The 25,340-nt window shown below is 60.3% G+C and carries 27 protein-coding genes; 10 read left to right on the forward strand and 17 right to left on the reverse strand.

Going from position 1 to position 25,340, the window contains the following annotated elements; translation table 11 throughout:
* Nucleotides 1–41: 41 nt before the first annotated feature.
* The 12 genes from AAEZ06_RS17045 to AAEZ06_RS17100 form a co-directional block, all read right to left on the reverse strand.
* A complete protein-coding gene (locus AAEZ06_RS17045) occupies nt 42–626 on the reverse strand; it encodes a nucleotidyltransferase family protein (protein ID WP_149413509.1) in 585 nt (194 codons plus the stop codon).
* Nucleotides 623–1,609, reverse strand: coding sequence for an XdhC family protein (locus tag AAEZ06_RS17050; protein ID WP_149413510.1), 987 nt, complete (start codon nt 1,607–1,609; stop codon nt 623–625). Before AAEZ06_RS17050 ends, AAEZ06_RS17045 begins: the two co-directional genes overlap by 4 nt.
* Nucleotides 1,609–3,933, reverse strand: a complete 2,325-nt coding sequence (locus tag AAEZ06_RS17055) for a xanthine dehydrogenase family protein molybdopterin-binding subunit (protein ID WP_350615311.1) — start codon at nt 3,931–3,933, stop codon at nt 1,609–1,611. Before AAEZ06_RS17055 ends, AAEZ06_RS17050 begins: the two co-directional genes overlap by 1 nt.
* Entirely contained in the window at nt 3,930–4,400 is a 471-nt protein-coding gene (locus AAEZ06_RS17060; protein ID WP_350615313.1) for a (2Fe-2S)-binding protein, read from the reverse strand. Before AAEZ06_RS17060 ends, AAEZ06_RS17055 begins: the two co-directional genes overlap by 4 nt.
* A gap of 260 nt (nt 4,401–4,660) precedes the next feature.
* Nucleotides 4,661–5,680, reverse strand: a complete 1,020-nt coding sequence (murB, locus tag AAEZ06_RS17065) for a UDP-N-acetylmuramate dehydrogenase (RefSeq protein WP_350615315.1) — start codon at nt 5,678–5,680, stop codon at nt 4,661–4,663.
* Nucleotides 5,677–6,141 carry a low molecular weight protein-tyrosine-phosphatase gene (locus tag AAEZ06_RS17070; RefSeq protein WP_149413514.1) on the reverse strand — a complete coding sequence of 155 codons (465 nt, stop codon included), beginning with the start codon at nt 6,139–6,141 and terminating at the stop codon, nt 5,677–5,679. The genes murB and AAEZ06_RS17070 overlap by 4 nt, the downstream gene beginning before the upstream one ends.
* Nucleotides 6,141–6,905, reverse strand: coding sequence for a 3-deoxy-manno-octulosonate cytidylyltransferase (kdsB, locus tag AAEZ06_RS17075; protein WP_350615317.1), 765 nt, complete (start codon nt 6,903–6,905; stop codon nt 6,141–6,143). The genes AAEZ06_RS17070 and kdsB overlap by 1 nt, the downstream gene beginning before the upstream one ends.
* The gene (locus AAEZ06_RS17080; RefSeq protein ID WP_003174668.1) at nt 6,902–7,087 is read right to left on the reverse strand and encodes a Trm112 family protein; all 186 of its coding nucleotides are present in this window, start codon (nt 7,085–7,087) and stop codon (nt 6,902–6,904) included. The genes kdsB and AAEZ06_RS17080 overlap by 4 nt, the downstream gene beginning before the upstream one ends.
* Before the next feature lie 24 nt (nt 7,088–7,111).
* On the reverse strand, nt 7,112–8,122 hold the full coding sequence (lpxK, locus tag AAEZ06_RS17085) for a tetraacyldisaccharide 4'-kinase (RefSeq protein ID WP_149413516.1): 1,011 nt from the start codon (nt 8,120–8,122) through the stop codon (nt 7,112–7,114).
* A complete protein-coding gene (gene pocB / locus AAEZ06_RS17090; RefSeq protein WP_149413517.1) occupies nt 8,122–8,550 on the reverse strand; it encodes a flagellar polar localization protein PocB in 429 nt (142 codons plus the stop codon). The genes lpxK and pocB overlap by 1 nt, the downstream gene beginning before the upstream one ends.
* On the reverse strand, nt 8,547–9,182 hold the full coding sequence (gene pocA, locus AAEZ06_RS17095) for a flagellar polar localization protein PocA (protein WP_178114498.1): 636 nt from the start codon (nt 9,180–9,182) through the stop codon (nt 8,547–8,549). The genes pocB and pocA overlap by 4 nt, the downstream gene beginning before the upstream one ends.
* Before the next feature lie 75 nt (nt 9,183–9,257).
* Nucleotides 9,258–11,528 (reverse strand): DNA internalization-related competence protein ComEC/Rec2, encoded by a 2,271-nt coding sequence (locus AAEZ06_RS17100; protein ID WP_149413518.1) that lies wholly within the window; start codon nt 11,526–11,528, stop codon nt 9,258–9,260.
* Nucleotides 11,529–11,663: 135 nt separating this feature from the next.
* On the opposite strand from AAEZ06_RS17100, the gene AAEZ06_RS17105 reads away from it, so the two are divergent.
* From AAEZ06_RS17105 to AAEZ06_RS17125, 5 genes are all read left to right on the forward strand, one after another.
* Nucleotides 11,664–12,179 (forward strand): DUF2062 domain-containing protein, encoded by a 516-nt coding sequence (locus AAEZ06_RS17105; protein ID WP_149413519.1) that lies wholly within the window; start codon nt 11,664–11,666, stop codon nt 12,177–12,179.
* Nucleotides 12,180–12,366: 187 nt separating this feature from the next.
* The gene (locus tag AAEZ06_RS17110; RefSeq protein WP_149413520.1) at nt 12,367–15,120 is read left to right on the forward strand and encodes a response regulator; all 2,754 of its coding nucleotides are present in this window, start codon (nt 12,367–12,369) and stop codon (nt 15,118–15,120) included.
* A gap of 25 nt (nt 15,121–15,145) precedes the next feature.
* Nucleotides 15,146–16,135, forward strand: coding sequence for a 2-hydroxyacid dehydrogenase (locus AAEZ06_RS17115; protein ID WP_149413521.1), 990 nt, complete (start codon nt 15,146–15,148; stop codon nt 16,133–16,135).
* Between the two features lie 71 nt (nt 16,136–16,206).
* Nucleotides 16,207–16,647, forward strand: coding sequence for a hypothetical protein (locus AAEZ06_RS17120; protein WP_149413522.1), 441 nt, complete (start codon nt 16,207–16,209; stop codon nt 16,645–16,647).
* Nucleotides 16,644–17,048, forward strand: a complete 405-nt coding sequence (locus AAEZ06_RS17125) for an META domain-containing protein (RefSeq protein ID WP_133099206.1) — start codon at nt 16,644–16,646, stop codon at nt 17,046–17,048. The genes AAEZ06_RS17120 and AAEZ06_RS17125 overlap by 4 nt, the downstream gene beginning before the upstream one ends.
* Before the next feature lie 38 nt (nt 17,049–17,086).
* Here the strand turns inward: AAEZ06_RS17125 and AAEZ06_RS17130 are convergent, their stop codons facing one another.
* Nucleotides 17,087–17,548, reverse strand: a complete 462-nt coding sequence (locus AAEZ06_RS17130; protein WP_149413523.1) for a TlpA disulfide reductase family protein — start codon at nt 17,546–17,548, stop codon at nt 17,087–17,089.
* A gap of 113 nt (nt 17,549–17,661) precedes the next feature.
* Between AAEZ06_RS17130 and arsC the strand changes: the two genes are divergently transcribed.
* From arsC to AAEZ06_RS17145, 3 genes are read left to right on the forward strand one after another with little or no spacing between them, the layout of a single operon-like run.
* The gene (arsC, locus tag AAEZ06_RS17135) at nt 17,662–18,015 is read left to right on the forward strand and encodes an arsenate reductase (glutaredoxin) (protein WP_149413524.1); all 354 of its coding nucleotides are present in this window, start codon (nt 17,662–17,664) and stop codon (nt 18,013–18,015) included.
* Complete coding sequence (wrbA, locus tag AAEZ06_RS17140) at nt 18,012–18,626, forward strand: NAD(P)H:quinone oxidoreductase (RefSeq protein ID WP_149413525.1); 615 nt, start codon at nt 18,012–18,014, stop codon at nt 18,624–18,626. The genes arsC and wrbA overlap by 4 nt, the downstream gene beginning before the upstream one ends.
* Complete coding sequence (locus AAEZ06_RS17145) at nt 18,610–19,029, forward strand: DUF2069 domain-containing protein (RefSeq protein WP_350615323.1); 420 nt, start codon at nt 18,610–18,612, stop codon at nt 19,027–19,029. Before wrbA ends, AAEZ06_RS17145 begins: the two co-directional genes overlap by 17 nt.
* A 60-nt stretch (nt 19,030–19,089) precedes the next feature.
* Here AAEZ06_RS17145 and AAEZ06_RS17150 read toward each other — a convergent pair whose 3' ends face one another.
* Together AAEZ06_RS17150 and ttcA are read right to left on the reverse strand one after the other, a co-directional pair.
* Nucleotides 19,090–19,761, reverse strand: a complete 672-nt coding sequence (locus AAEZ06_RS17150; protein WP_149413527.1) for a DNA-3-methyladenine glycosylase I — start codon at nt 19,759–19,761, stop codon at nt 19,090–19,092.
* A gap of 67 nt (nt 19,762–19,828) precedes the next feature.
* Complete coding sequence (gene ttcA / locus AAEZ06_RS17155; RefSeq protein WP_149413528.1) at nt 19,829–20,653, reverse strand: tRNA 2-thiocytidine(32) synthetase TtcA; 825 nt, start codon at nt 20,651–20,653, stop codon at nt 19,829–19,831.
* 281 nt (nt 20,654–20,934) lie between these two features.
* On the opposite strand from ttcA, the gene AAEZ06_RS17160 reads away from it, so the two are divergent.
* Entirely contained in the window at nt 20,935–21,537 is a 603-nt protein-coding gene (locus AAEZ06_RS17160; RefSeq protein WP_149413529.1) for a Yip1 family protein, read from the forward strand.
* Between the two features lie 129 nt (nt 21,538–21,666).
* Nucleotides 21,667–22,161 (forward strand): SprT family zinc-dependent metalloprotease, encoded by a 495-nt coding sequence (locus AAEZ06_RS17165; protein WP_149413530.1) that lies wholly within the window; start codon nt 21,667–21,669, stop codon nt 22,159–22,161.
* Between the two features lie 439 nt (nt 22,162–22,600).
* Here the strand turns inward: AAEZ06_RS17165 and AAEZ06_RS17170 are convergent, their stop codons facing one another.
* Together AAEZ06_RS17170 and AAEZ06_RS17175 are read right to left on the reverse strand one after the other, a co-directional pair.
* Complete coding sequence (locus AAEZ06_RS17170; protein WP_350615326.1) at nt 22,601–23,782, reverse strand: CaiB/BaiF CoA transferase family protein; 1,182 nt, start codon at nt 23,780–23,782, stop codon at nt 22,601–22,603.
* A gap of 186 nt (nt 23,783–23,968) precedes the next feature.
* A complete protein-coding gene (locus AAEZ06_RS17175; RefSeq protein ID WP_149413532.1) occupies nt 23,969–25,303 on the reverse strand; it encodes a dicarboxylate/amino acid:cation symporter in 1,335 nt (444 codons plus the stop codon).
* Nucleotides 25,304–25,340: the final 37 nt, after the last annotated feature.

Here is a 25,340-nt window from a genome sequence, read left to right on the forward strand (position 1 = left end):
GCCTGAGTGATCAGGCGGGGCTTTTTTATGTCTGGCGATTGTTACCGGAAATGCAGCAACCCTGGCACATCTACATCCCACAATACCCCAGGATCATCGACCGGCACTTCTCGCACTAATGCCTGGGCAAACAGCGGTTTCGCCCCACGATCGCCAGTCAATGCCATTAATGCAGGACCAAAGGAGCGACCAAAGCCAACCGGGTGACCGTACTCACCGCCCTGAACGGGAACACTGATGCCATCTTGCCCAAGTCCCGTAACCACCTGCTCGATACTCGACGGCAGGATAAACGGCATATCCCCCAACACCACCAGCCAGCCAGTGGCTGAAGCACTGGCCGACACCGCCGCTGCGATGCTGTCGCCCATGCCTGCTGAACGCAAAAGGAGCACCTCACAACCATAAGCCTGTGCCAGACGAATAACCTCGCTTCGATCCGGCGACGTCACCACCCAACGCCTTGCAACGCTGGGCGGTAGATTTACCAGCACCTGCTCAATCATCGGTCGTATCACCCCATCACGACCCACGCAAGGCGCCAGCAACTTGTCCTGATCCGCCACAGCCCGAAATCGGCTGCCTTGTCCTGCTGCCAGGACAATGGCTGTGATTGAGCCCGTCAACTGACTGCCACCTGCAACGGTTTCTTTTGCAACAAATCAATCCCGTTCTTGATGGAGACAATCTCCGCCATCAACGACAAAGCGATCTCCGCCGGGGTATGGCTACCGATATGCAAACCGATAGGGCCATGCAGGCGAGCGATCGCATCCGTCGTCAACCCCAGGGCTGCCAAATTGTCCCGACGCTTCTGACTGTTGACCCGCGAACCCAAAGCACCAATGTAGAACGCCCTAGAGTTCAGCGCCGTGAGCAGCGCCATATCGTCCAGGCGCGGATCGTGGGTCAGCGCGACGATGGCCGTGCGCTCGTCAGTCTGGATATTGAGCACCGCGTCATCGGGCATACCTGGCACGAAGCGCCCGTGCTGTTCTTCCCAGCCATAGACGAACTCCTTGCGCGGATCGCAGATCAGCACTTCGAAATCCAGCAACCGAGCCATTTCTGCCACGTAGCGCGACAACTGTCCGGCACCGATCAACAGCAAGCGCCAGCGAGGGCCGTAAATGGCCCGCAGGCGCTCACCGTCAAAACTCACGGTGTCGGTCTTGTCTGCGGGGCTCAAGATGACTTCGCCGGTCGCCAGGTCCAACTCTCTGGCGACAACCTCATGGGCCTCACAGCGTGCCAGCAACTCGGCCACCCAACCCGCATCGGTCACCCGCTCCTGCGTGAGACGCAAGGTTCCGCCACAAGGCAGACCAAAACGTGCTGCGTCATCTCGCGTGACGCCATACGTCACCAGTTGCACTGGCGGCCCATCGTCGGGCAAGCGACCGTCCTGCAAACGGGCGATCAAATCGTCTTCAATGCACCCGCCAGAGACCGAACCAATCACCACCCCATCGCCCCGCAAGGCCAACATGGCCCCCGGTGGGCGCGGCGCACTGCCCCAGGTCTGGACCACGCTGTACAGCACCACCCGCTGCCCAGCCCGGCGCCACTCCAGCACGCTGCGCAAGACGTTCAGATCGACACTGTCCATCAGCCCTTCGTCTCCTGCTGCCAACCCTGCAATTGATAACGGACCGGCAAATTACGGATACGCTTGCCCGTAGCGGCGAAGATTGCATTGCACAGCGCCGGTGCAATCGGCGGCACACCCGGCTCACCGACACCACCCAACGGTACATCGCCTTTTGGCGTGACCAGGTGCACGGCGATTTCCTTGGGCGCCAGGGACATGCGAGCCACTTCGTACATATGGAAGTTGTCCTGCTGGACCTTGCCGTCCTTGAAGCTGATTTCTCCCAGCACCGCATTGCCCAGCCCCATCACGCAAGCCCCCTCGAACTGCGAGCGGATGCGCTCCGGATTGATCTGCGGGCCACAGTCAACGGCAATGTCCGCCTTGTGCACGATCAGGGTGCCGTCGTCTTTGACTTCCACCTCGATCACCGCTGCCACGTAGGTAACGAAACTGTAGTGCACCGCCAGCCCCAGCCCACGACCCTTGGGCAGCTTGCGGCCCCAACCAGCGGCTTTGGCAGCGGTTTCCAGTACGCCACGCAAGCGTGCGGTGTCGATGGGGTAGCGCTCTGGCGATTCGCCATAGTTCCACTCATCACTCAAGGTCTTGGGATCGATCTGACGATCCGGGCCCAGCAATTTCAGCTGGTACTTCAACGGGTCTTGACCCGCATTGTGGGCCAATTCATCTACAAAGCTCTGAATTGCAAAGCCGTGGGGGATATTTGATACCGAGCGGTACCAGCCAACCCGGGTATGGGCCACCGCTTCAGGGTTTTCCAGGCGCACATTGGGAATCGCGTAGGCCATGTTGGTAAATCCCATGCCCAGTTCGAATGCGGCCTCATGGTTCATGCCGGGGGCAAACAGCGCAGTGATGCTCGGCGCCACCGTGCGGTGCAGCCATCCCGACGGCATGCCGTCCTTGTTCAGGCCGGCCTTGAGGTACTCGGCGGACACGGTATGGAAGTAGGAATTGTGGATATCGTCCTCACGCGTCCACTGCACGCGCACCGCCTTGCCAGGAAACGCCTTGGCCAGGATTGCCGCTTCAACGATGAAGTCGGGTTTGGACTTGCGACCAAAACCACCACCCAACAGCGTGACATTCAACGTGACGTTATCGAACGGTAGCCCTAGCCGCTCAGCGATTCGCTCACGACTGACTTGTGGTGCCTGGCTTGGCGCCCAGGCTTCGCACTGCCCCTTGTCGAATCGGGCGATGGCCACCATCGGCTCCATCGGCGACTGAGCCAGGTGCGGCAAGTAGTAAGCGGCTTCGAGGGTGCTGTCGGCGTCGCTCAGGGCCTGATCGATACTGCCGGTGTTGCGCACCACTTTGCCGGGTTTCAACGCGGCCGCTTCCAGCTCCTTGCGGTAGTCGATGGAGTTGTAGCCGGCGTTGATGCCGTCATCCCAAACAATCTGCAAGGCTTCGCGACCCTTGATCGCCGCCCAGGTATTGCTGGCGACAACTGCTACGCCGCCCAAAGGCTGGAATTCCGACGGCAAAGGCCGGCTTTCGATTTCCAGCACGTTGAGCACACCCGGAACCTTCAATGCCGCGCTGGCATCGAAGGATTTGACCTTGCCGCCATAGACCTTCGGACGGGCAATGGTGGCGAACAACATGCCGTCGAAATGCACGTCGGCACCATACACCGCGCGGCCGTTGACGATGTCGGCACCGTCGATGGCTTTGGTGCCTTCCTTGCCGATGTAGCGAAACTCCGACGGCTGCTTGAGCCGCAAACCGTCGCGAGCCGGCACCGCCAGCGCACCGGCGGCAGCGGCCAGGGCACCATAGCCCAGCTCGCGGCCGCTGGGCTGGTGAATGACTTTATGCAATTGCGCGCGGCACTCGCCCACCGGGACTTTCCACTGCTCGGCAGCGGCCTGCTCCAGCATGGTCCGCACGGCAGCGCCGCACCGACGCATTGGCTCATACCAGTGACGCATGCTGCGTGAGCCGTCGGTGTCCTGGTTGCCGAAACGCACTTCGTCACCCGAGGCCTGCTGAACCTTTACGAGCGCCCAATCGGCGTCCAATTCATCGGCCACTACCAGGGTCAGGCTGGTGCGCACGCCCTGGCCCATTTCCGAGCGGTTACAGATCACGGTGACGGTGCCGTCGGTGGCAATACTGACGTAGACCTTGGGGTCGTCGATCACGCCATTGGGCATGGCGTCGCCACCGTATTTCTTCATCGTGTCTTCGGCAAACGCGTCGGGCAAACCCCAACTGGCGGCGATAACCAGAGCACCGGTGACGCCAACGCCTGTGAGGAAGCCACGGCGGCTGAGGTTGTTCAGTTTGAAATCACAGGGTAACTGGCTCATGCCTTGGCCCCCTGCAGGTGCGTGGCGGCCTGGCGGATCGCGGTCTTGATTCGGTTGTAAGTGCCACAACGGCAGATATTGCCGACCATCGCCTCTTCAATCTGCTCGTCGCTGGGATTGGGGTTGGTTTTCAGCAACGCGGTGGCGGACATGATTTGGCCGCCCTGGCAGTAGCCGCATTGGGCCACAGTGGTGTCCAGCCAGGCTTGCTGAACCACTTGGCCAACAGGGTCAGTGTGCAGGTTATCGATGGTGCTGATGTTCTGGCCCTTGACCGCGCCAATCGGGGTGATGCAACTGCGGGCGGGCGAGCCGTCGATATGAATGGTGCACGCACCACACAGGCCCATGCCGCAGCCAAACTTGGTGCCGTTGTAACCGGCCACATCGCGGATGGCCCACAGCAGCGGCATATCCTCGGTGACGTCCAGTTGATGGTCTTGACCGTTGAGCTTCAGGGTAATCATGGGCACGCCCGCATATTTATGGGTTATGGGGTCGAGCAATCTGCCGCCAGGGGTAGAGTAGAGTTGGTACACGCAGATTGACTCAGGCTAGTCAGGCTCTCTTGTGAAGACGGATCTTCACCGGGCCTTTTATAAACAGCGTCTATAGAGCGATAAACAAACATCGTTAGCCAGCTAAGTTAACCCAGCAAGCAGAGCGGTGTGAAGAGTAAAAAAAACCCTGCAATGCAGGGCTTGATTCACTCTTGAAGAAGCGTAGCTCAATAGCGATTGGGCTCCATTTCCAGATCAACCTGGAAGCGCTGGGCAATGTCCTGCTGGATTCGTTGCGCCAGATTGGAAATTTCCAGGCCCGTTGCTGCGCCGTAATTGACCAGCACCAGGGCCTGCAAGCGATGCACGCCGGCGTCGCCGTCGCGAAAGCCTTTCCAACCGGCCTTATCAATCAACCAGCCAGCTGCCAACTTCATCTGCCCGTCCGCCTGAGGGTAGGCCACCAGATCCGGGTACAGTGCCTGCAACTGGGCAGCCAAGGCCTGGGAAACCAAGGGGTTCTTGAAAAAACTGCCGGCATTGCCCAGCACCGCCGGGTCAGGCAGTTTCTCCCTACGAATGCTGCAAATCGCCCGACTGACATCGCTTGGCGTCGCTTGGGTAATCCCCTGCTCGGCCAAACGCTGTTGCACCGGACCATATTCGAGCTTCAAGTGCACAGCGCGACTCAAGGCAAAACGCACCCGCAGGATCAACCAGCGCCCGACTTCATGTTTGAACAAGCTATCGCGGTAGGCAAAATTACATTCGTCCAGGCTGAAATCCCGCAACTCGCCGGTCTGGCGATCCAGCGCGGTGAGGCCGGCAAACATGTCCTTGATCTCCACACCGTAGGCGCCAATGTTCTGCATCGGCGCCGCGCCGACTGTACCGGGAATCAGACTGAGGTTTTCCAGGCCGGAAAAACCGTGCTCCAGGGTCCATAACACAAACGGATGCCAGGCTTCACCAGCTTCGGCTTCGACAACCACATGAACGCCATCATCGTGCACCACCCGAATACCCTGGGTGGCCATGCGCAACACCATGGCCTTAATGTCCTGGGTCAGCAGCAGGTTGCTGCCGCCGCCAATCACCAGCAACGGCAATTGTTGCCCGGCAGCGTAGGCCAGGGCTTCACGGACATCGGCATCACTGCGGGCCTCGGCAAACAACTGGGCACGCACATTGATACCAAAGCTGTTGAATGCCTTGAGCGAAACCTGCGCCTGCACTTGCAAGGTCATAACCGCCCCTTCAATTCAATCACCAACAAATCACAGGCGTGCTCGATCAGGTCCAGGACCCGTTCGAAGCCTTGCTCGCCCTCGTAGTACGGGTCTGGCACCTCGTCCACCGCCGAGTCGTAACGGCGCAGAAACAGGTCCAGATCCGCCTTGCCTTGAGCAGGCTGCATGGCCTTAAGGTTATGCAGGTTGCTCTGGTCCATGGCGAGGATCAGGTCATAGCGGACAAAATCAGCACGCGACACCTGCTGCGCGCGCTGAGCCGACAGGTCGTAGCCCCTCTGTAGCGCCGCGCGCTGGCTGCGCTTGTCCGGTGCCTTGCCAATATGCCATTCGCCAGTGCCAGCCGAGGCGACTTCAACCTGCCCAGCCAGCCCGGCTTCGCGCAATTTATGGCGCAGTACACCTTCAGCGGTGGGCGAGCGACAGATATTGCCCAGACAGACGAACAAAACCTCCATCAGGCCCCCAGCAGGCGGCGGACGCGGTCAAGGTCTTCAAGGGTATCGACACCGGCCGGCGGCGCTTCCAGGGCATCATCCACGTGAATACGCACGCCGTGCCATAGTGCACGCAGCTGCTCCAGGGATTCGGTGCTCTCCAGCCAGCACGGGCCCCAACTGACAAAGTCATGGAGGAAACCGGCGCGGTAAGCGTAGATACCGATATGGCGGCGATACGGCACGCCCGCCGGCAATACGTCACGGCTTTTGGCAAAGTCATCGCGCGCCCACGGCAAGATGGCACGACTGAACGTCAGCGCCAGGCCATTAATGTCGCTGACCACTTTCACCACGTTCGGGTTGAACAGCGTTTCAATGTCTTCGATCGGCTCGGCCAAGGTCGCCATACGTGCTTCAGCGTGGGCCGCCAGGTTGGCCGCCACCTGATCGATGACACCGGGGGGAATCAACGGCTCGTCACCTTGCACGTTGACCACAATGGCGTCAGGCGCCAGCCCCAGGTGCGTGGCCACTTCGGCCAAGCGGTCAGTGCCGGAGTTGTGGTCTTCACGGGTCAGCACCGCTTCAGCGCCGAACGCTTTGCACGCTTCAATGATGCGCACATCATCAGTGGCCACCACCACCCGTTCGGCGCTGCTTTTGCAGGCCTGTTCCCAGACAAGCTGGATCATTGGCTTGCTGCCGATCATCTGCAGCGGCTTGCCCGGCAGACGGGTGGAGGCGTAACGGGACGGGATGACAACGGTGAAGGCGGTGGTCATTTATCCAGGCGCTCGTCGGTGGTCAAGGTACGGGCTTCGCTTTCCAGCATCACCGGGATGCCATCACGGATCGGGTAAGCCAGGCCGGCACCCTTACTGATCAGCTCGGTTTTGTCGGCGCTGAGCTTGAGCGGGCCTTTGCAGATAGGGCAAGCGAGGATGTCGAGCAGTTTGGTGTCCATGAATGTTTCCTGGATAAAAGCGTTTTAAGGCAAAAGGCGAGCAGGCAGCAGACGCATCAATTGCGTATTGAACCAGGCGACGAACGCCGGTGACGGTGCCGCATCCACCGCAAGGTACCACCAGTGGGCTTGCGCAAAGGCGCGGCACTTCACCGCGTCCTTCTCGGTCATGACCAGCGGCAGTGACGGCGTGAAACTCAGAACCTCGGCGCTGTAGGGCGCATGGTCGGCAAAAGCATGGGGTATCGGCAGCCAGTGTAGCGTTTCAAGGGTATTGAAGAAACGTTGCGGGTTACCAATGCCAGCGACAGCGTGGACGCGCTGGCCCAGCGGAAAATGATCCAGCGGCTTGCGCTCGCCGGTTTGCAAATTGACCAGCGCGGTGGGCAGCAGACGGAAGGCAAAACCATCATCACGATCCGAGCCTGCGCCGTTATAAAGAAGCGCATCGACGCTTTGCAAGCGTTCCACCGGCTCGCGCAACGGCCCCGCCGGCAGGCACCGGCGATTGCCCAGGCCTCGGGCCGCGTCGATCAGCACCAGTTCCAGGTCACGGGCCAATCGGTAGTGCTGCAGACCATCGTCGGAAAGAATCAGGTCCAGTGTTTCGCTGGCCAACAGCGCCTGCACGGCGCGACTACGGTCGGGGTCGATCATCAGCGGGACGCCGCTGCGCTGCACGATCAACAGTGGTTCGTCGCCCGAGACCTCGGCGCTGTGGCTAGCTTCAACCCGCCAGGGTAACTGCGGCGGCTTGGCGCCGTAACCGCGGCTGACCACGCCGACCCGCAAACCGCTGCGTTGGCAGTGGTCGATCAACCAGAGAATCAACGGCGTCTTGCCCGTGCCACCGACAGTGATATTACCGACCACCACCAGCGGCACCGGCGACTGGTAGATCTCGCCCTCGCCCGCCAGGAAGCGTTCACGCTTGCGCCGCACAACCCGGCGATACAGCCATTCCAGCGGCTGCAAGAGCTTGAGGGCGGGATGGCCGGTGTACCAGGCACGCAGCAAACGATCGGACATGCTCATCAGGGTTGGCCCGCCGCCTCGACGGTGGTCATGCGCAAATGGCTGAAGCCGAGCTTGCCGGCGGCGTCCATCGCGGTGATCACGGCCTGGTGCTGGGTCTTGCCATCAGCGCTGATGGACAGCGGCAGCTGCGTATCACCGCCGGACTCTTTCTGGAGTGCATCCATCAGGCTGGCCAGATCGTTTTTCTCCAGCAACTGGTTATTCACCGAAAACACCCCATCGACGCTAATGGCAATGTCCAGTTGCTTGGCCTGCGGGTCTGGCGCCGGCGAGCCGCTGACGGCTTCCGGTAGATCGACCCGCAGTTGGGTTTCCCGGGTAAAGGTGGTGGTCACGACAAAAAACAGCAGCAGGATGAACACCACGTCGATCAACGACGCCAGGTTGATATCGACGTTTTCCCGTTGTTTGCGGCGAAATTTCACGCTTTGCCCTCAACCAGATCGACATCACGGTCGCCCTGCACCACTTCCACCAGCTTGATGGCTTCCTGCTCCATGCCCACCACCAGCTCATCGATCCGGCGTTGCAGGAATCGGTGAAAGAACACTGCCGGAATACCGACCATCAGGCCTGCGGCCGTGGTGATCAAGGCCTTGGAGATACCCCCGGCCAGCACTGCAGCGTTGGTGGTCATGCCAGAGCCCATAAAGGAACTGAAGATGTCGATCATCCCCAGCACCGTGCCGAGCAACCCAAGCAGCGGCGCCATGGCGGCGATGGTGCCCAAGGCATTGATGTAGCGCTCCAGTTCATGGATGACCCGGGCAGCAGCTTCTTCGATGCATTCCTTCATGATCTCGCGGCCATGCTTGGAGTTGGCCAGCCCCGCGGCCAGGATCTCGCCCAAGGGCGAGTTGGCCCGCAGCTCCTTGAGCTTGTCCTTGCCCAGTTGCTTGTCTCTGATCCAGCGCCAGACCTGCCCCAGCAGATGGGGCGGGGTCACGCGGCTAGCGCGCAGGGTCCACAAGCGTTCGGCGATGATACCGAGTGCGGCGATGGAGCTCATAATGATCGGCAACATCATCCAGCCGCCGGACTTGACCAATTCCCACACAGTGAACGCCCCTTCGAAAAAGTGCGCCACTTTAGCATATAGGGTTGCGCGCAAGGGCCTACCTGCCCGAGGCCATCATGTCGCAGGCGCCGGTCTTTGGTTACGGTCGATTACCGCTGGCATTGTCGGAACCTCTCGCCAGAACCGGCGCTGGCCGCGAGCGGCTACTGGCTTCTGAAAGGTGCCCAATTGCAGGCGCAGGGCGCCCATTTCGGCACTGTCATAAATGGCACTGCCCAAGACCCGGTAACGCTCCAGCACCTGAGGATGCGGATGGCCAAACGCGTTGCTGCGACCACGAGAGATCAGCACGGCCTTGGGCGCGAGCCGCTGCAATAGAGGCCATGAAGAAGAGCTGCGACTACCATGATGAGGTGCTTGCAGCCAGTCAGTACTGACCGCCAGTGACGTGGCCAGCAGCGCCCTCTCTGCATCGCGGTCGATATCTCCGGTCAGCAGCAGTCTCTCGCCGTTGGCCACTACCTGCAGCACACAGGATTTCTGGTTGCCGCTGCGGGCATCCAGCCACTGCCATAACTCGAACCTCACCCCATCCCATTCCCATTGCTCACCGCTGACACAAGGTTGAGTGCCCAGGAAAGCGGGCAACCCGTTGGTTTCTCCGCCTACCACACGCTTGACGGGTAACCCCTGAGCAACGGCCACCGCGCCACCGGCGTGATCAGCATCGGCATGACTGAGCAGCATCAAGTCCAACTGCGATACACCCATCTTGCGCAGGGAAGGCAGCACCACGCGTGCGCCAAGGTCGAACTCGCCAAACCGAGGCCCGGCGTCATACAGCAGGGTGTGGTTGCGGGTACGCAGCACGATCGCCAACCCCTGCCCGACATCCAGTTGCATCACATCGACCTGCCCGCTGGAGATCGATTCACGGGGTGGGAACACCGCCAACAGCAGCATCGGCCAGCCCAGCAGGCGAAACGGAACGCCTTTGGGCATCAATAACAGCACCGCCCCCACCAGGCTCACCAGCCAATACCCGAAAGGCACCTCGACAGGGACCCAGGCCGCAAAATGCTCCGCCAACAGCGCCAGGGCCCTGAATAGCCAATCAAGGGTGCCACCCGCCAGCCATAAGAGGGATTCGCCAATATAAGGCACTGGCAACAAGACCGTACCCAGTAGTGCCAGGGGTAACACCACCACGCTGATCCACGGTACCGCAAACAGATTAGCCAGGGGCGCAGTCAAGCTGATGGGCAAGCCGAGGATCAGCAACAATGGGAACAGACCGATAGCAATCAACCACTGGGCACGGGTCCAGGCCTGCCAGGCTCGCCAGGGACCCAGCCGCCCGCTGAACGCCAGAACCAGCACCGCCACGGCGGCAAAGGATAACCAGAACCCCGGTTGCAGGCTCGCCAATGGTTCCAGGATCAAGACAGCGTTGAGCGCCAGCAACAGCGGCCACCAGATGCCCAAGTGACGAAACCGCAGGCGCCACAACAATACCAACCCGACCATCACACAGGCCCGTTGCACCGGCACTTCAAAACCCGCCAGCAAGCCATAGGCCAGTGCTGCGGCGAACGCCAGGCCACAAGCCCAGGGCAACCACGGCAATCGTCTCGGCCAACAACCGTAACGGGCCAGCCCGGCGACCAGTCCATAGATCAATCCCGACAATAGCCCGATGTGCTGGCCGGAGATCACCAGCAAATGCACAGTGCCGGTGTCTTGCAATATGCGCCAATCCTCGGGCGCCAACCCGGAACCATCCCCCAGCACCAGTGCAGCCAGCCCTGTTGCACGGCCTTGGGCATCCACGGCCAACAGGCGCTGGCGAATCGAATCGCGCCAGGCATGCCGGGCAGGCGCCAGGCGCTGGCCATCCTTGACCGAACCCGTGGCGCCGATGCGCTGGGCCAATAGCCAGGCTTCATAGTCAAAACCATGGGCATTGAGCAAGCCGGACGGACGCTTGAGAGTGACAGCCAGGCGCCAACGCTCGCCACTGTGAACCGGGGGGCCTCCATGCCAGGCCACGCGAATGAGCTTGGGCAGCTTGTCCTTGCGCGACCGGCTATCGCTCAGTTCAAAGCGCACTACGTCGCCATTTTGTTGCGTCAGCCCGGTGACGCGAGCTTCCAGCCAACGGGTCTGGCCATCCAGTTCCTGTGCAAGCCGGTCATCCAGCGCCCACTGCGCGCTGAAGCTGGCCCAATTCAACCCCAGCAAAAAAAAAGCCAATGGATACGTGCGAAATGGCAGTAGCATCAACGCCAGGACCAGCAGGACCAGCAGCCAACCAACCGGCGGCAACGCCGGCAAGAACCGCAAGGCAAGTAGCCCCAACGCGAGCGCGAACATCCCTGTGCGCATGAGTCATTCCTTGAAAGTGACCCATTGAGTCTTAGCCGAGCCGACTACGCGGAGTATGATCTTTTGTCACAAAGTCTGAATTTCCCGTTCATGGAATACGGGCATACTTGCCCCTCGAACTGACCTGGACCCCTTATGCCACGGCGCTTATTCAAACGGTACATGCCCGATCCGACCAGCATCAGGGAACACAAATCCTTACGCTTTCTTGGCACGCTGCTGCATGACCCAAACCTTTGGCACCTCAATCGGCACTCTGTAGCCCGGGCCATGGCCGTGGGCCTGTTTGCCGCGTTTATCCCCATTCCCTTGCAGATGTTGCTGGCCGCGGTCCTGTCCATTGCCGTGCGCGGCAATATGCCGCTCGCCGTTAGTCTTGTTTGGCTGACCAACCCGATTACTATGCCGGTGGTGTTCTTCTGCACCTACATGACCGGTACCTGGCTGATGAACGTACCGCCGCGCGGCCTTCCCGACGAGTTGACCTGGGAATGGATCAGCGAGCAGTTATCGACGCTTTGGCAACCGTTTCTGCTGGGCTCGGTGGTGTTGGGGTTGGTACTGGGAGCGTTGGCCTATTGTTTGACCATGGCCTATTGGCGGTGGTGGGTTGGCCGCCAGTGGAAAAAGCGCAAACAGCGCAACCTGTAGCCAGGCAAAGATCTCTCCTCGATTCGCTCGCACCCCCTGCACCGTCATCGAGTTTCAATGGCTCGTTCTTCGTCTCGCATATTCATTTTGCAAGATTTGCGGCCCTGCGAATGGCTACACTGCGCAAGTGTCGCGAGCCGGACGCCCGCGAAGAATTTCGATCACCATGTGGTAGCAGGAGAGTGGCGTGTTTAGACGAACGGGGATAAAAGGCCGCGTACTGTTGCTGACATTATTACCTACCAGCTTGATGGCGTTACTGCTGGGCGGTTATTTCACCTGGATGCAACTGTCGGAGCTGCAAACCCAGCTGCTCAATCGCGGCGAGATGATTGCCGAGCAACTGGCGCCATTAGTGGCGCCGGCGTTGGGTAACAAGAACACCGACTTGCTGGAGCGCATTGCCACCCATTACCTGGAGCAACCCGACGTACGAGCCGTGTCTTTCCTGGCGCCGGACCGCTCGCCCCTGGCCCATGCCGGCCCGACCATGCTCAATCAGCCGCCCATCGGTAACAGTTCCCACCTGCTACAGCGTACCGGCAATGACGCTACCCGTTATCTGCTGCCGGTTTTTGGCCGCCATCGCAACCTCGCCGGTGAGCTGATCCCTGATGAATCCGATCGCCTGCTGGGCTGGGTCGAGTTGGAACTGTCCCACAACGGCATGCTGCTGCGTGGCTATCGCAGCCTGTTCGCCAGCCTGCTGCTGATCGCCATTGGCCTGGTCTGCACCGCCTCGCTGGCCCTGCGCATAAGCCGCACGATCACCTCGCCCATCGGCCAGATCAAGCAAGCGGTGGCGCAACTCAAGGACGGCAACCTGGAAACCCGCTTGCCACCTTTGGGCAGCCAGGAGCTGGACCAACTGGCGTCGGGCATCAACCGCATGGCCGAGACCCTGCAAAACGCCCAGGAAGAACTGCAGCACAGTATCGACCAGGCCACTGAAGACGTGCGGCAGAACCTGGAAACCATCGAAATCCAGAACATCGAACTCGACCTGGCCCGCAAGGAAGCCCTGGAAGCCAGCCGCATCAAGTCGGAATTCCTCGCCAACATGAGCCATGAAATCCGCACGCCACTCAACGGCATTCTCGGCTTCACCCACCTGCTGCAGAAAAGCGAGCTATCGCCCCGTCAGCTGGACTATTTGGGCACCATCGAAAAATCCGCCGACAACCTGCTGGGCATCATCAACGAAATTCTCGACTTCTCGAAAATCGAAGCCGGCAAGCTGGTGCTCGACAGCATCCCCTTCAACCTGCGAGACCTGATGCAGGACACCTTGACCATCCTCGCCCCGGCCGCCCACGCCAAGCAGCTGGAACTGGTAAGCCTGGTCTATCGCGATACGCCGCTATCCCTGGTGGGCGACCCGCTGCGCCTCAAGCAGATCCTCACCAACCTGGTCAGCAACGCCATCAAGTTCACTCGCGAAGGCACCATCGTCGCCCGCGCCATGCTTGAAGACGAGCAGGAGGACAGCGTGCAACTGCGCATCAGCGTCCAGGACACCGGAATCGGCCTGTCCAGCCAGGACGTACGGGCGCTGTTCCAGGCGTTCAGTCAGGCCGACAATTCACTGTCACGACAGCCGGGCGGCACCGGCCTGGGGTTGGTGATTTCCAAGCGCCTGATCGAACAGATGGGCGGCGAGATTGGCGTCGACAGCACGCCAGGCGAAGGCTCGGATTTCTGGATCAGCCTGAACCTGCCAAAAACTCGCGACGATGTCGAAGACCTGCCCTCTGCGCCTTTGCTGGGTCGCCGTGTCGCGGTACTGGAAAATCACGAACTGGCACGCCAGGCCCTGCAACACCAGTTGGAAGACTGCGGCCTGGAAGTCACGCCGTTCAACACCCTGGAGAGCCTGACCAACGGCATCACCAGCGCCCACCAGACTGAGCAGGCGATTGACTTGGCGGTATTGGGCATCACCGCCAATGATATTCCGCCGGAGCGCCTGAACCAGCACCTCTGGGACCTCGAACACCTGGGCTGCAAAGTGCTGGTGCTGTGCCCAACCACCGAGCAGATGCTGTTCAACCTGTCGGTCCCCAACCCCAACAGTCAGTTGCAGGCCAAACCGGCCTGCACCCGCAAGCTGCGTCGTGCCCTGTCCGACCTGATCAGCCCGCGTCCTTTGCGCAGCGAGCCCGGCGAGCCATTGTCCAGCCGTGCCCCAAGGGTGCTGTGTGTCGACGACAACCCGGCAAACCTGTTGCTGGTGCAGACACTGCTGGAGGATATGGGCGCAAAGGTCCAGGCGGTGGACAGCGGTTATACAGCCATCGAGGCGGTAAAAAAGGAAACCTTCGACCTGGTGCTGATGGACGTGCAGATGCCAGGCATGGACGGTCGCCAGAGCACCGAGGCGATTCGCCAATGGGAAAACGAGCGCCACGGCACGCCGCTGCCGATCGTCGCCCTTACCGCCCACGCCATGGCCAACGAAAAACGCGCCTTGCTGCAAAGCGGCATGGATGACTACCTGACCAAGCCCATCAGCGAACGGCAACTGGCCCAGGTGGTGTTGAAATGGACCGGCCTGGCCTTGCGCAATCAAGGCCCGGAACGGGGCGCCGAAAGTGTCGGCCAGGCCGCGCAACTGCTGGTCCTGGACCACGAGGAAGGCTTGCGCCTGGCGGCCGGCAAGGCGGACCTGGCGGCGGATATGCTCGCCATGTTGCTCGCGTCCCTGGAGGCCGACCGCGAAGCCATTCGTGTCGCCCGTGATGCCAACGACAACCAGGCCCTGATCGAACGCGTCCACCGTCTGCACGGCGCGACTCGCTACTGCGGCGTACCGCAATTGCGGGCGACCTGCCAACGGGCCGAGACCCTGCTTAAGCAGGACGACGCCAAGGCCATGGCAGCTCTAGATGAGCTGGACATGGCGATTGCACGGCTGGCCAGTGAGGCCCGGGTCAGCACCTAAACCCTATCAATAAAGGAACAATTTGATGCGCGTCATCCTCTTCAGCAGCCAGACCTACGACCGCGACAGTTTTCTTGGCGAGTCGTTGCCGGCAGGCATGGAGCTGCAGTTTCAGCCCGCTCGATTAAACCTCGATACCGTGGCTCTGGCCGACAACCACGAAGTGGTCTGTGCCTTCATCAACGACGATCTCAGCGCCCCGGTACTGGAACATCTGGCCTCAGGCGGTACGCGACTGATTGCCCTGCGCTCGGCCGGTTACAACCATGTCGACCTGACTGCCGCCAAACGCCTGGGCCTGACCATCGTGCGGGTACCTGCCTACTCGCCCCATGCGGTGGCCGAACATGCCGTCGCCCTGATCCTGGCCCTCAACCGCTGCCTGCACCGCGCCTACAACCGTACCCGCGACGGCGATTTCAGTTTGCATGGCCTGACCGGCTTCGACCTGGTGGGCAAGACCGTCGGCGTGGTCGGCACCGGGCAGATCGGCGCCACCTTCGCCAAAATCATGAACGGCTTCGGCTGCACGCTATTGGCCTACGACCCGTACCCCAACCCGCAGGTCGAAGCCCTCGGCGCTCGTTACATGAGCCTTCAGGAGTTGCTGACCCAGGCACAAATCATCAGCCTGCATTGCCCGCTGACCAGCGAAAGCAAACACCTGATCAATGTGCAGTCCCTGGCCCATATGCAGCCCGGTGCCATGCTGATCAACACCGGACGCGGTGGGCTAGTAGACACACCGGCACTGATTGAAGCCCTCAAGGATGGGCAATTGGGTTACCTGGGACTGGATGTTTACGAAGAAGAGGCGCAGCTGTTTTTCGAAGACTGTTCGGACTTGCCGCTGCAAGACGATGTGCTGGCGCGCTTGTTGACCTTCCCCAACGTGATCATCACCGCCCACCAGGCGTTCCTGACCCAGGAAGCACTGGCATCGATTGCCGGAACCACCCTGGCCAATATCACGGCGTGGGCAGACGATCGGCCGCAAAACCAGGTACAAGGCTGATCAGCGGTCACATACCGGGGCCATGATGGGCTGCGGCCCGTGATAGGATGCCGCGCCTATTTGGAGGATCCATGGCCGAACACGATTTCCGCTTCAGCTTGCTGAGCCCGCAACACACCCTAATCGAATGCCGCGCCCTGGTGCCGGGCCGTTATCAAGTCACCGGCAACGGCGGCTCGATCAAGAACGGCGATGTCCTGATCGTCACCCTGCGCGGCAGTAAAACCTTGTCGATGCGCCTGACTGTCGAAGGCGACGCCCGCTACTCTATCAGTCCGGCCGGCCAATGGGTCGCCATGGCCCAGGGCCCGAAGTTTGGCGAACTGGAGATTCACACCTGGAAGGCCAACTGCGACAGCTGTGACACGGTGTTGGAGTTTGAGTTCGCGGTAGAAACCAAGCTGACCAAAGCGCCGCTGCAACCGGCCGCCAACGCGCGGATCACCGAGCTGGGCTGGACCACTGACGGCGACAAACACCGCTGCCCGAAATGCCAGAAGGCTGCTCAATGAAGGCCTTGCTTGTGCTCGCCGTCCTGGGTGCAGGCCTCGCGGGCTGCGCCGGTGAACCCGTCAAGCTCAAGCAGGACCACAGCTACGTGCTGGAGTGGATCGGCGAACGGCCGCTGATGGATTACGCGCATCTAACCGTAACCCTCGGCTCTGACGGCCGGGCCTACGGTAATGGCGGCTGCAATCATTGGTTTGCACCCTACACCCTGGACGGTGACAAGCTCAGCTTCGGCAAGGTCGGCAGCACACGCAAGCTGTGCCCTGAAGCATTGATGGAGCAGGAACACCGCTTCTTCAAGGCCCTGGAAACCGTCGAGCGCTGGGATATTTCGCCCATCGAGCAGACCCGTTTCTGGCCGGCTGAAGGCAAACCTTTGCGGTTGTGGCTGGAAGAAGGCTGAAAGACCTGCAGGAGCCGGTTAACCGGCTCCGACATTAATCAGCCACGCAACGCCTTCAACTTCGCCAACACCCCTTCTGCTGTCTGCTCACCCATCAACTGTTCACGCACCTTGCCCTTGTCATCGATGATATAGGTCACGGGCAAGGCTTCGCTGCGCGGAATGTCGAATATCCCGTCCGGGTTCTGCGCCAGCACGGTGAACTTGATGCCCAGCTTGTCACTGGCGCTCTTGAGTTCTTCGCCCTGCACATTGTCGAAGTTGACCCCGAACACCCCCGCCGACTGGCCTTTGAGCTGCTCGGCCAAGGCATTCAGCTCGGGAATCTCGGTGCGGCACGGGCCACACCATTCTGCCCAGTAGTTGATGACCAACCATTGCTTGTCCAGGCGCTCGGACGCCACTTTCTGGCCGTATTGGTCAACGCCATAGTCATTGCCGCAGCCGCTGAGCAGCAGGGTTGTGATGATCGCCAATGCACCGATCAGTCGCCTTGTCATGGGTAATCCTTCGCAAAAGTGAACGTTGGCTGCGGCCTATCGCCTCTCAAGGTTCAGGACTGGGCGCAGCGCGGGTAGAATACCCGCCACCTTACGCAAGATGCGACCCGCACATGACCGATCTGACGCTTTATCACAACCCGCGCTGCTCGAAATCCCGCGGTGCGCTCGAACTACTGCAAGCCCGCGGCCTGACGCCGACCGTAGTGCGCTACCTGGAAACTCCGCTGGACGCCTCGCAATTGCAGGCATTGCTGGGCAAGCTGGGCATCCGCGCCCGACAACTGCTGCGCACCGGCGAAGATGAGTACAAGGCCCTCAACCTGGCTGACGCCAGCCTCAGCGAAGCCCAGTTGATTACCGCTATCGCAGCTCATCCCAAGCTGATGGAACGGCCGATCCTGGAAACCGCTGACAAGGCTGTGATCGGCCGTCCGCCGGAAAAAATTCTGGAGATTCTGCCGTGAGCACGCCGTACGTACTGGTACTGTATTACAGCCGCAACGGATCAGTCAGTGAAATGGCCCGGCAGATTGCCCGGGGCATCGAGCAAGGTGGGCTGGAAGCGCGGTTGCGCACCGTGCCGGCAATCTCCACCGAATGCGAAGCCGTGGCCCCGAGCATTCCGGCCGAAGGCGCGTTGTACGCCAGCCTCGATGATCTGAAAAACTGCTCGGGCCTGGCCCTGGGCAGCCCGACTCGCTTTGGCAACATGGCGGCACCGCTGAAGTACTTTCTCGATGGCACCAGCAACCTGTGGCTGACCGGTGCCCTCGTCGGTAAACCGGCTGGCGTCTTCACCTCCACTGCCAGCCTGCACGGCGGCCAGGAAACCACGCTGATGTCGATGCTGTTGCCGCTGTTGCACCACGGCATGCTGATCACCGGCCTGCCCTACAGCGAACAGGCATTGCTCGACACCCAGGGCGGCGGCACCCCTTACGGCGCCAGCCATCATTCCGGCGCCGACGGCAAGCGTGCCCTGGATCAACATGAAATCGCCCTGTGCCGAGCCCTTGGCCTGCGCCTGGCGAAAACCGCCTTGAAACTGGAGAGTGGCCGTGGCCAAGAAGCCTAAAGTCCTGCCGCCCCAAGCCTGGCTGGAACCTCGAGTCAGAGTGATGCGGGTACTGAGTCTGGTGAGTTTCCTCGGCCTGATCGGCTTGCTGTGCGCCTATTATCTGGTGTTTGCCGACCTGCACGGCGCCCGGCCCTGGGTGATACTGCTGATCGAACTGGTGCCGTTGCTGTTGCTGGCGCCGGGCATGATCGTAGGCAGCGCTCGCGGGCATTCGTGGATGTGTTTTGTGGTGAACCTGTATTTCATCAAAGGCGCATTGGCCGCCTACGATCCGAACCGGCATTGGTTCGGTGTGCTGGAAATGCTGGCGAGCCTGGCGGTGTTCTGCACGGCGCTGCTGTATGTGCGCTGGCGATTCCAGCTGGATCGGCGGTTGTCGGGGGAAGGTCAGCCGGCCTGATGGAATTGTCGGGCTGAAGAGGCTTTTTGTGGCGAGGGGGCAAGCCCCCTCGCCACAGTGTCAGTGGTTGACTGTGTAGGCCAACATCATCGACAACTGACACATCGGCCGACCACTCTGCGTGTGCCACTGGTTGAACGCGTCCTGCACCGTTGCCAGGTCTCGCAGACTGGTGGGCACCTTGTCGATGATCTTCTGCGCACTCAACGCCGCCACCACGTCATAGCTCGGCACAAAGGTGTCCTTGCCGACCATGCGCAAAAAACGCGGTGCCGACAGCCCGCCCAACTGGTGGCCGTGCTTGCTCAAGTACTTCCACAGGCTAACGATATCGGTCACCGGCCACTCGGCGATCAACGCGCCAAAGCTGCCCTTCTCTTTCTCGATATCCAGGATCATCTGCGCATTGCGCGGCACGCTCTTGAGCTTGCCCAGGTGGCGGATGATTCGCGTGTCCTGCATCAGCCGCTCAAGGTGCTCGGCCCCCATCAGCACCACTTTTTCCGGATCGAAACCAAAGAACACCTGCTCGAACGCCGGCCACTTGGCGTCCACTACGCTGTGCTTGAGCCCGGCGCGGAACACCCGCAGCGACAAGGTCGACAGGTAGCGGTCATCGCTGATCTCACGCAATTGCGCCGGGGTCTTGGGGACAGGCAGATGGGCTTGCAGCTCGGCCGCCGAACCGAAACGGTTCAGACAGTATTCGTGCAGCCACTTGTAATCGCGCATGCCCTCTCCTAAGAATTGAAATGAAAACGGCGCCCGCAAGCGCCGTCAATCAGAGCGTTGAAAATGCTCAGAGATTCACTACGTTGACGAAGCGCGAAGCGGCGCTTTCGTCGATCCGCAGGCTGGTGAAGTCGAACAGGTTGCGGTCGGCCAGTTGCGACGGCTGCACGTTCTGCAAACTGCGCAAGATGCTATCAATGCGCCCCGGCGTCTTGCGCTCCCAATCCTGAAGCATGTCCTTGACCACCTGGCGCTGCAAGTTTTCCTGGGAGCCGCAGAGGTTGCAGGGAATGATCGGGAATTGCTTGAAGTCGGAGTAAGCCTGGATGTCCATCTCGTTGCAATACGCCAGCGGGCGAATCACCACGTTGCGCCCGTCATCGGCCCTCAGCTTGGGCGGCATGGCCTTGAGGGAACCATTAAAGAACATGTTGAGGAAGAAGGTTTCGACGATGTCATCACGGTGATGACCGAGGGCCATCTTGGTCGCGCCTATCTCGTCGGCAAAGGTGTAGAGCGTGCCACGGCGCAGGCGTGAACACAGTGAACAGGTGGTCTTGCCTTCCGGGATCAGTTCCTTGACCAGCGAATAGGTGTCTTTCTCGACGATGTGGTACTCGACCCCCAGTGTCTTGAAGTAGGCCGGCAGCACTTCCTCGGGAAAACCAGGCTGTTTCTGGTCCATGTTCACGGCAACGATGTCGAACGTGATCGGTGCGACCTTTTGCAGGTGCAGCAACACGTCGAGCAGGGTGTAGCTGTCCTTGCCACCGGACAGGCAGACCATGACCTTGTCGCCCTCCTCGATCATGTTGAAATCGGCGACTGCTTCACCAACCTGGCGACGCAGGCGTTTTTGCAGCTTGTTCTGGTTGACCGTAAAAGTGCCCATGGCGCTTGGACCCGTGAAAGGTGTGTGACGAAAAGCGGGGTATTTTACGCAAAAATCCAGGCACAGTGGCGAGCGCGCTTGTGTGGTGAGCCATTTACAGAAGTCATTGCGATTAACCTCTGTGTTTACAGCGCGATTTGCTCTAAAGCTCCACCCTTTTTCCGGTCATCACTTCCTATACTCCGACATAAGGTCGCGCACATATATCCAGACCTTTCAGGCCAATTGGCCCGTGGGCGCTCCGTTGGGGGGCGATGGTAATAACAACAGGAGTGACTGGCATGATCCATCACGTCGTGGGACTTTTCACCCACCCCGATCAGCAATGGCGGGAAATTCGTGGCGATAAAGAAGAAAGCATCAGCCGCATGTACCTCACTCACACGCTGATTCTCGCGGCGATCCCCGCCGTAGCAGCCTTTATCGGTACCACCCAGGTCGGCTGGGTCATCGGCAATCGGTCCCCGGTCATGCTGACCCAGGAAAGCGCGCTGTGGATGACCATCATGTCGTACCTGGCGATGCTCGGCGGCGTTGCGGTGATGGGCGCCTTCATTCATTGGATGGCGCGCACCTACGACGCCAACCCGAGCATGGCGCGCTGCGTGGCGTTTGCCACCTACACCGCGACACCGCTGTTTGTCGGCGGGCTGGCGGCGCTCTACCCGCATATGTGGCTGGGGATGGTCGTCGGCACGACCGCCATCAGCTACACGGTGTACCTGCTGTATGTCGGGTTGCCGACCTTCATGAACATCAACCCGGACGAAGGCTTTCTGTTCTCCAGCTCGGTGCTGGCCGTGGGCCTGGTGGTGCTGGTGGCGATCATGGCCTTTACCGTGATCGTCTGGGGCCTGGGCATCGGCCCGATCTACACCAGCTAGCCCTCTCCAAATTGCAGGAAAAGCCACCGCAAGGTGGCTTTATGCGTTCTGCATGACCATTCGGCGCCTGACAGATTCGGAAACACCCAGGTTTGCGGCATACTGGACGTCTCTGGAGATATGTACAGCATGCCCGAGCAACTCAATACTCGCGTCGAAGATTGTTTCCAACAAGCCGAATCCTTTTTCAAACGAAGTTTCAAACGCCCCCACGTCAGCCTCAAGCTGCGTGGCCAGAAGGCCGGTGTCGCGCATTTGCACGAGAACCTGTTGCGCTTCAACCCGCAGCTGTACCGGGAAAACAGCGAAGACTTCCTCAAGCAGACCGTCGCCCATGAAGTGGCGCACCTGATTGCCCACCAATTGTTCGGCGAGCGCATCCAGCCCCATGGCGAGGAATGGCAGTTGATCATGCGCGGGGTCTACGAACTGCCGCCCAACCGCTGCCACACCTATGAGATCCAGCGGCGCCGGGTTACCCGGTATATCTACCGTTGCCCGTGTGCGGACAGTGATTTCCCGTTTTCGTCCCAGCGCCATGGGCTGGTGAGTCAGGGGCGGCGGTATTTGTGCCGGCGGTGTCGGGAGACGCTGGTGTTTACCGGGGAGACTCGGGTGGAGTGAGGTAGTGTGGTGCCTGCGATGACCATAGGTATCTACACATTTCTTGAGGTTGCTGATGGCTGAGGGCCCCGGCTCTAGGGGGGCTGTTGAGTACATATCCGTTGTTGCGGTAACGGCTGCTGGCGGTTTCGCTCTTACAGCGACTCACTTTCGAAAGGCGCGAAAGTAAGCAAAGCGCTCCTGCCCTACCTATCGGCGCCTCGCTGTGGCTCGGCGTACCCGAACGAAGGCATGCCGAGCCACAGCGAGGCACCAAGTGGTGGGGCAAGAGCCTTTGGTTACTTTGGGCTTTTCAAAGTGACACGCCGTAAGGGCGTAACCCTAATCCGCCCTGACCAAAATAACGGATATGTACCCAACCCAGCCACAGCCCACAACCCCAGAATCCTGCCCGCAACAATATGTAGATCCTCATAACGCAATAACGGCAGACCAGCCCCTAACCCACCACCTTGGCACCCCGCAATTGTGCAATCCGCTCGGTGCTGAACCCCAACTCCCCCAACACCTCATCACTGTGGGCTCCGAGCCCTACCCCGATATGCCTGGGCGCCGGCAACCCTTCTGAAAACTTCAACGGGCAGGCCATTTGCGCCTGACTGGAACCATCCCCCCGAGGCACTTGGCTGACCAGATCCCGAGCCTTGAGCTGTGGATGTTTCAAAGCTTCACCAAGGCTGAGGACCGGTTCGACACAAGCATCCACCCCCGCAAACAACCCACACAACTCCTCAAAGCTGCGCTTCTCAAACTCGACCTGCAGCGCCTGCTTAAGCGCTTTCTGCTGCTCAGCCTTGGGCGACAACCCCAGGGGCGCCAGTTCCGGACACCCGAGGGTCGTACACAGGTGCTGCATAAAACCTGGCTCCAGGCTGCCCACCGACAGCCAGCGCCCGTCCCGCGAGCGGTAGTAATCGTAAAAACTGCCGCCATTGAGCATCTGGTCTTCCCGCGCAGGCTCCACGCCACAAGCCAGGTAACCGGCACCGGCCATGGCGTTAAGGCTGAAGGCGCAGTCGGTCATGCTCACGTCCAGGTACTGACCCACCCCGCTCTGCTGCCTGGCGATGACCGCCGCCAGCAGCCCGATCACCGCGTGCAATGAGCCGCCACCGACGTCCGCCAGTTGAACGCCCAACGGCAACGGCCCACTGTCCTGGCGCCCGGTGTAGCTGGCGACCCCAGCCAGGGCGAGGTAGTTGATGTCGTGGCCGGCGCGATCCTTGTAGGGGCCGGTCTGGCCGTAGCCGGTGATGGAAACGTAGATCAGCTTCGGATTGATGGCCTTCAAGGCCTCGTACCCCAGGCCCAGACGGTCCATGACGCCAGGGCGAAACTGCTCCAGAACGATGTCGTAGTCCTTCACCAACTGCCGGACAATCTCCAGCGCCTCGGCCTGCTTGAGGTCCAGGGCCAGGCTGCGTTTGTTGCGATTGAGGTAGGCGTGGCTGGCCGATACTCCCCGATCATGGGGCGGCAACACCCGCAGCAAATCCATACGCGTGGGGGATTCGATACGCAGCACTTCGGCGCCCATGTCCGCCAGCAGCAATGAGGCAAACGGGCCAGGCAGCAAGGTGGAGAAATCCAGCACTTTGAGGGATGCCAAGGGACCTGACATGGGAGCTCCGATTCCGATTCGATTGGGCACAGAGTAGGCAGGCTTGGGGGTAAGCGGCAATTACATAAACCATCATCGACAGTGACCGTTGTGATTTCAGGGACTGCTGCGCAGCCCAACGGGAGCAAGCTCCCTCTCCACAAAAAAAACCCATCCGAAGATGGGTTTTTCATGAGCGGTGCAGTGTTACTTGACGCCAGAGGGTGTCGGGCCTTCAGCCACACCCAGGTCGTCTTCTTCACGGGTGTCGGAGATACCGCGACCACCGGAAGCCAACTCGATTTGCAGGGTGTCTTCGTCCAGTTCCTTGACCCACTTGGCAACTACCAGGGTAGCTACGGCGTTACCGACCAGGTTGGTCAGTGCGCGGGCTTCGGACATGAAGCGGTCGATACCCAGGATCAGCGCCAGGCCGGCAACCGGCAGGTGGCCAACAGCCGACAGGGTGGCGGCCAGTACGATGAAACCACTACCAGTCACGCCAGCAGCGCCCTTGGAGGACAGCAGCAACACCAGCAACAGGGTGATCTGGTGGGTGATGTCCATGTGGGTGTCAGTCGCCTGGGCGATGAACACGGCAGCCATGGTCAGGTAGATCGAAGTACCGTCGAGGTTGAAGGAGTAGCCAGTCGGGATAACCAGACCTACTACCGACTTCTTCGCACCCAGGCGTTCCATCTTGATCAGCATGCGTGGCAGGGCCGATTCCGAGGAGGAAGTACCCAGCACAATCAGCAGTTCTTCACGGATGTAGCGGATCAGTTTCAGTACGCTGAAACCGTGGGCGCGGCAGATGCCGCCCAATACCACCAGGACGAACAGCAGGCAGGTGATGTAGAAGCAGATCATCAACTGGCCCAACTGCACCAGCGAACCTACGCCGTAGGCACCGATGGTGAACGCCATGGCGCCCAGGGCACCGATTGGCGCGAGCTTCATGATCATGTTGATGATGTTGAACATCACGTGGGCGAAGCGATCGATGAAGTCCAGGACCGGCTTGCCGTAGGCACCCAGGCGATGCAGGGCGAAACCGAAGATCACCGAGAACATCAGCACTTGCAGGATATCGCCGTTGGCGAAGGCGCCAACGATAGTATTGGGGATCACGTTAAGCAGGAAGCCAACGATGCTCTGGTCTGCACCCGCGGTCACGTAGGCCGCCACTTTGGAAGCGTCCAGGGTCGCTACGTCGATGTGCATGCCGGCGCCCGGTTGCACGACGTTGACCACGATCAGGCCGATCAGCAGGGCGATGGTGGAAACGACTTCGAAGTACAGCAGCGCGTAGCCGCCGGTTTTGCCGACCGATTTCATGTTCTGCATGCCAGCAATACCGCTGACGACTGTACAGAAGATGATCGGGGCGATGACCATTTTGATCAGCTTGATAAAGCCGTCACCCAGGGGCTTGAGGGCCACACCGGTCTGCGGGTAGAAGTGACCGAGCAGGATGCCGATAACGATGGCAACGATCACCTGGAAATACAGGCTTTTATAGAACGGCTGACGAGTCGTCATTGCAAAGTTTCCTCAAGAGCCTCGTGTGGCAAATATC

Origin of the sequence: Pseudomonas sp. HY7a-MNA-CIBAN-0227, from assembly GCF_040310325.1 — a bacterium.
Classification (GTDB): Bacteria; Pseudomonadota; Gammaproteobacteria; order Pseudomonadales; family Pseudomonadaceae; genus Aquipseudomonas.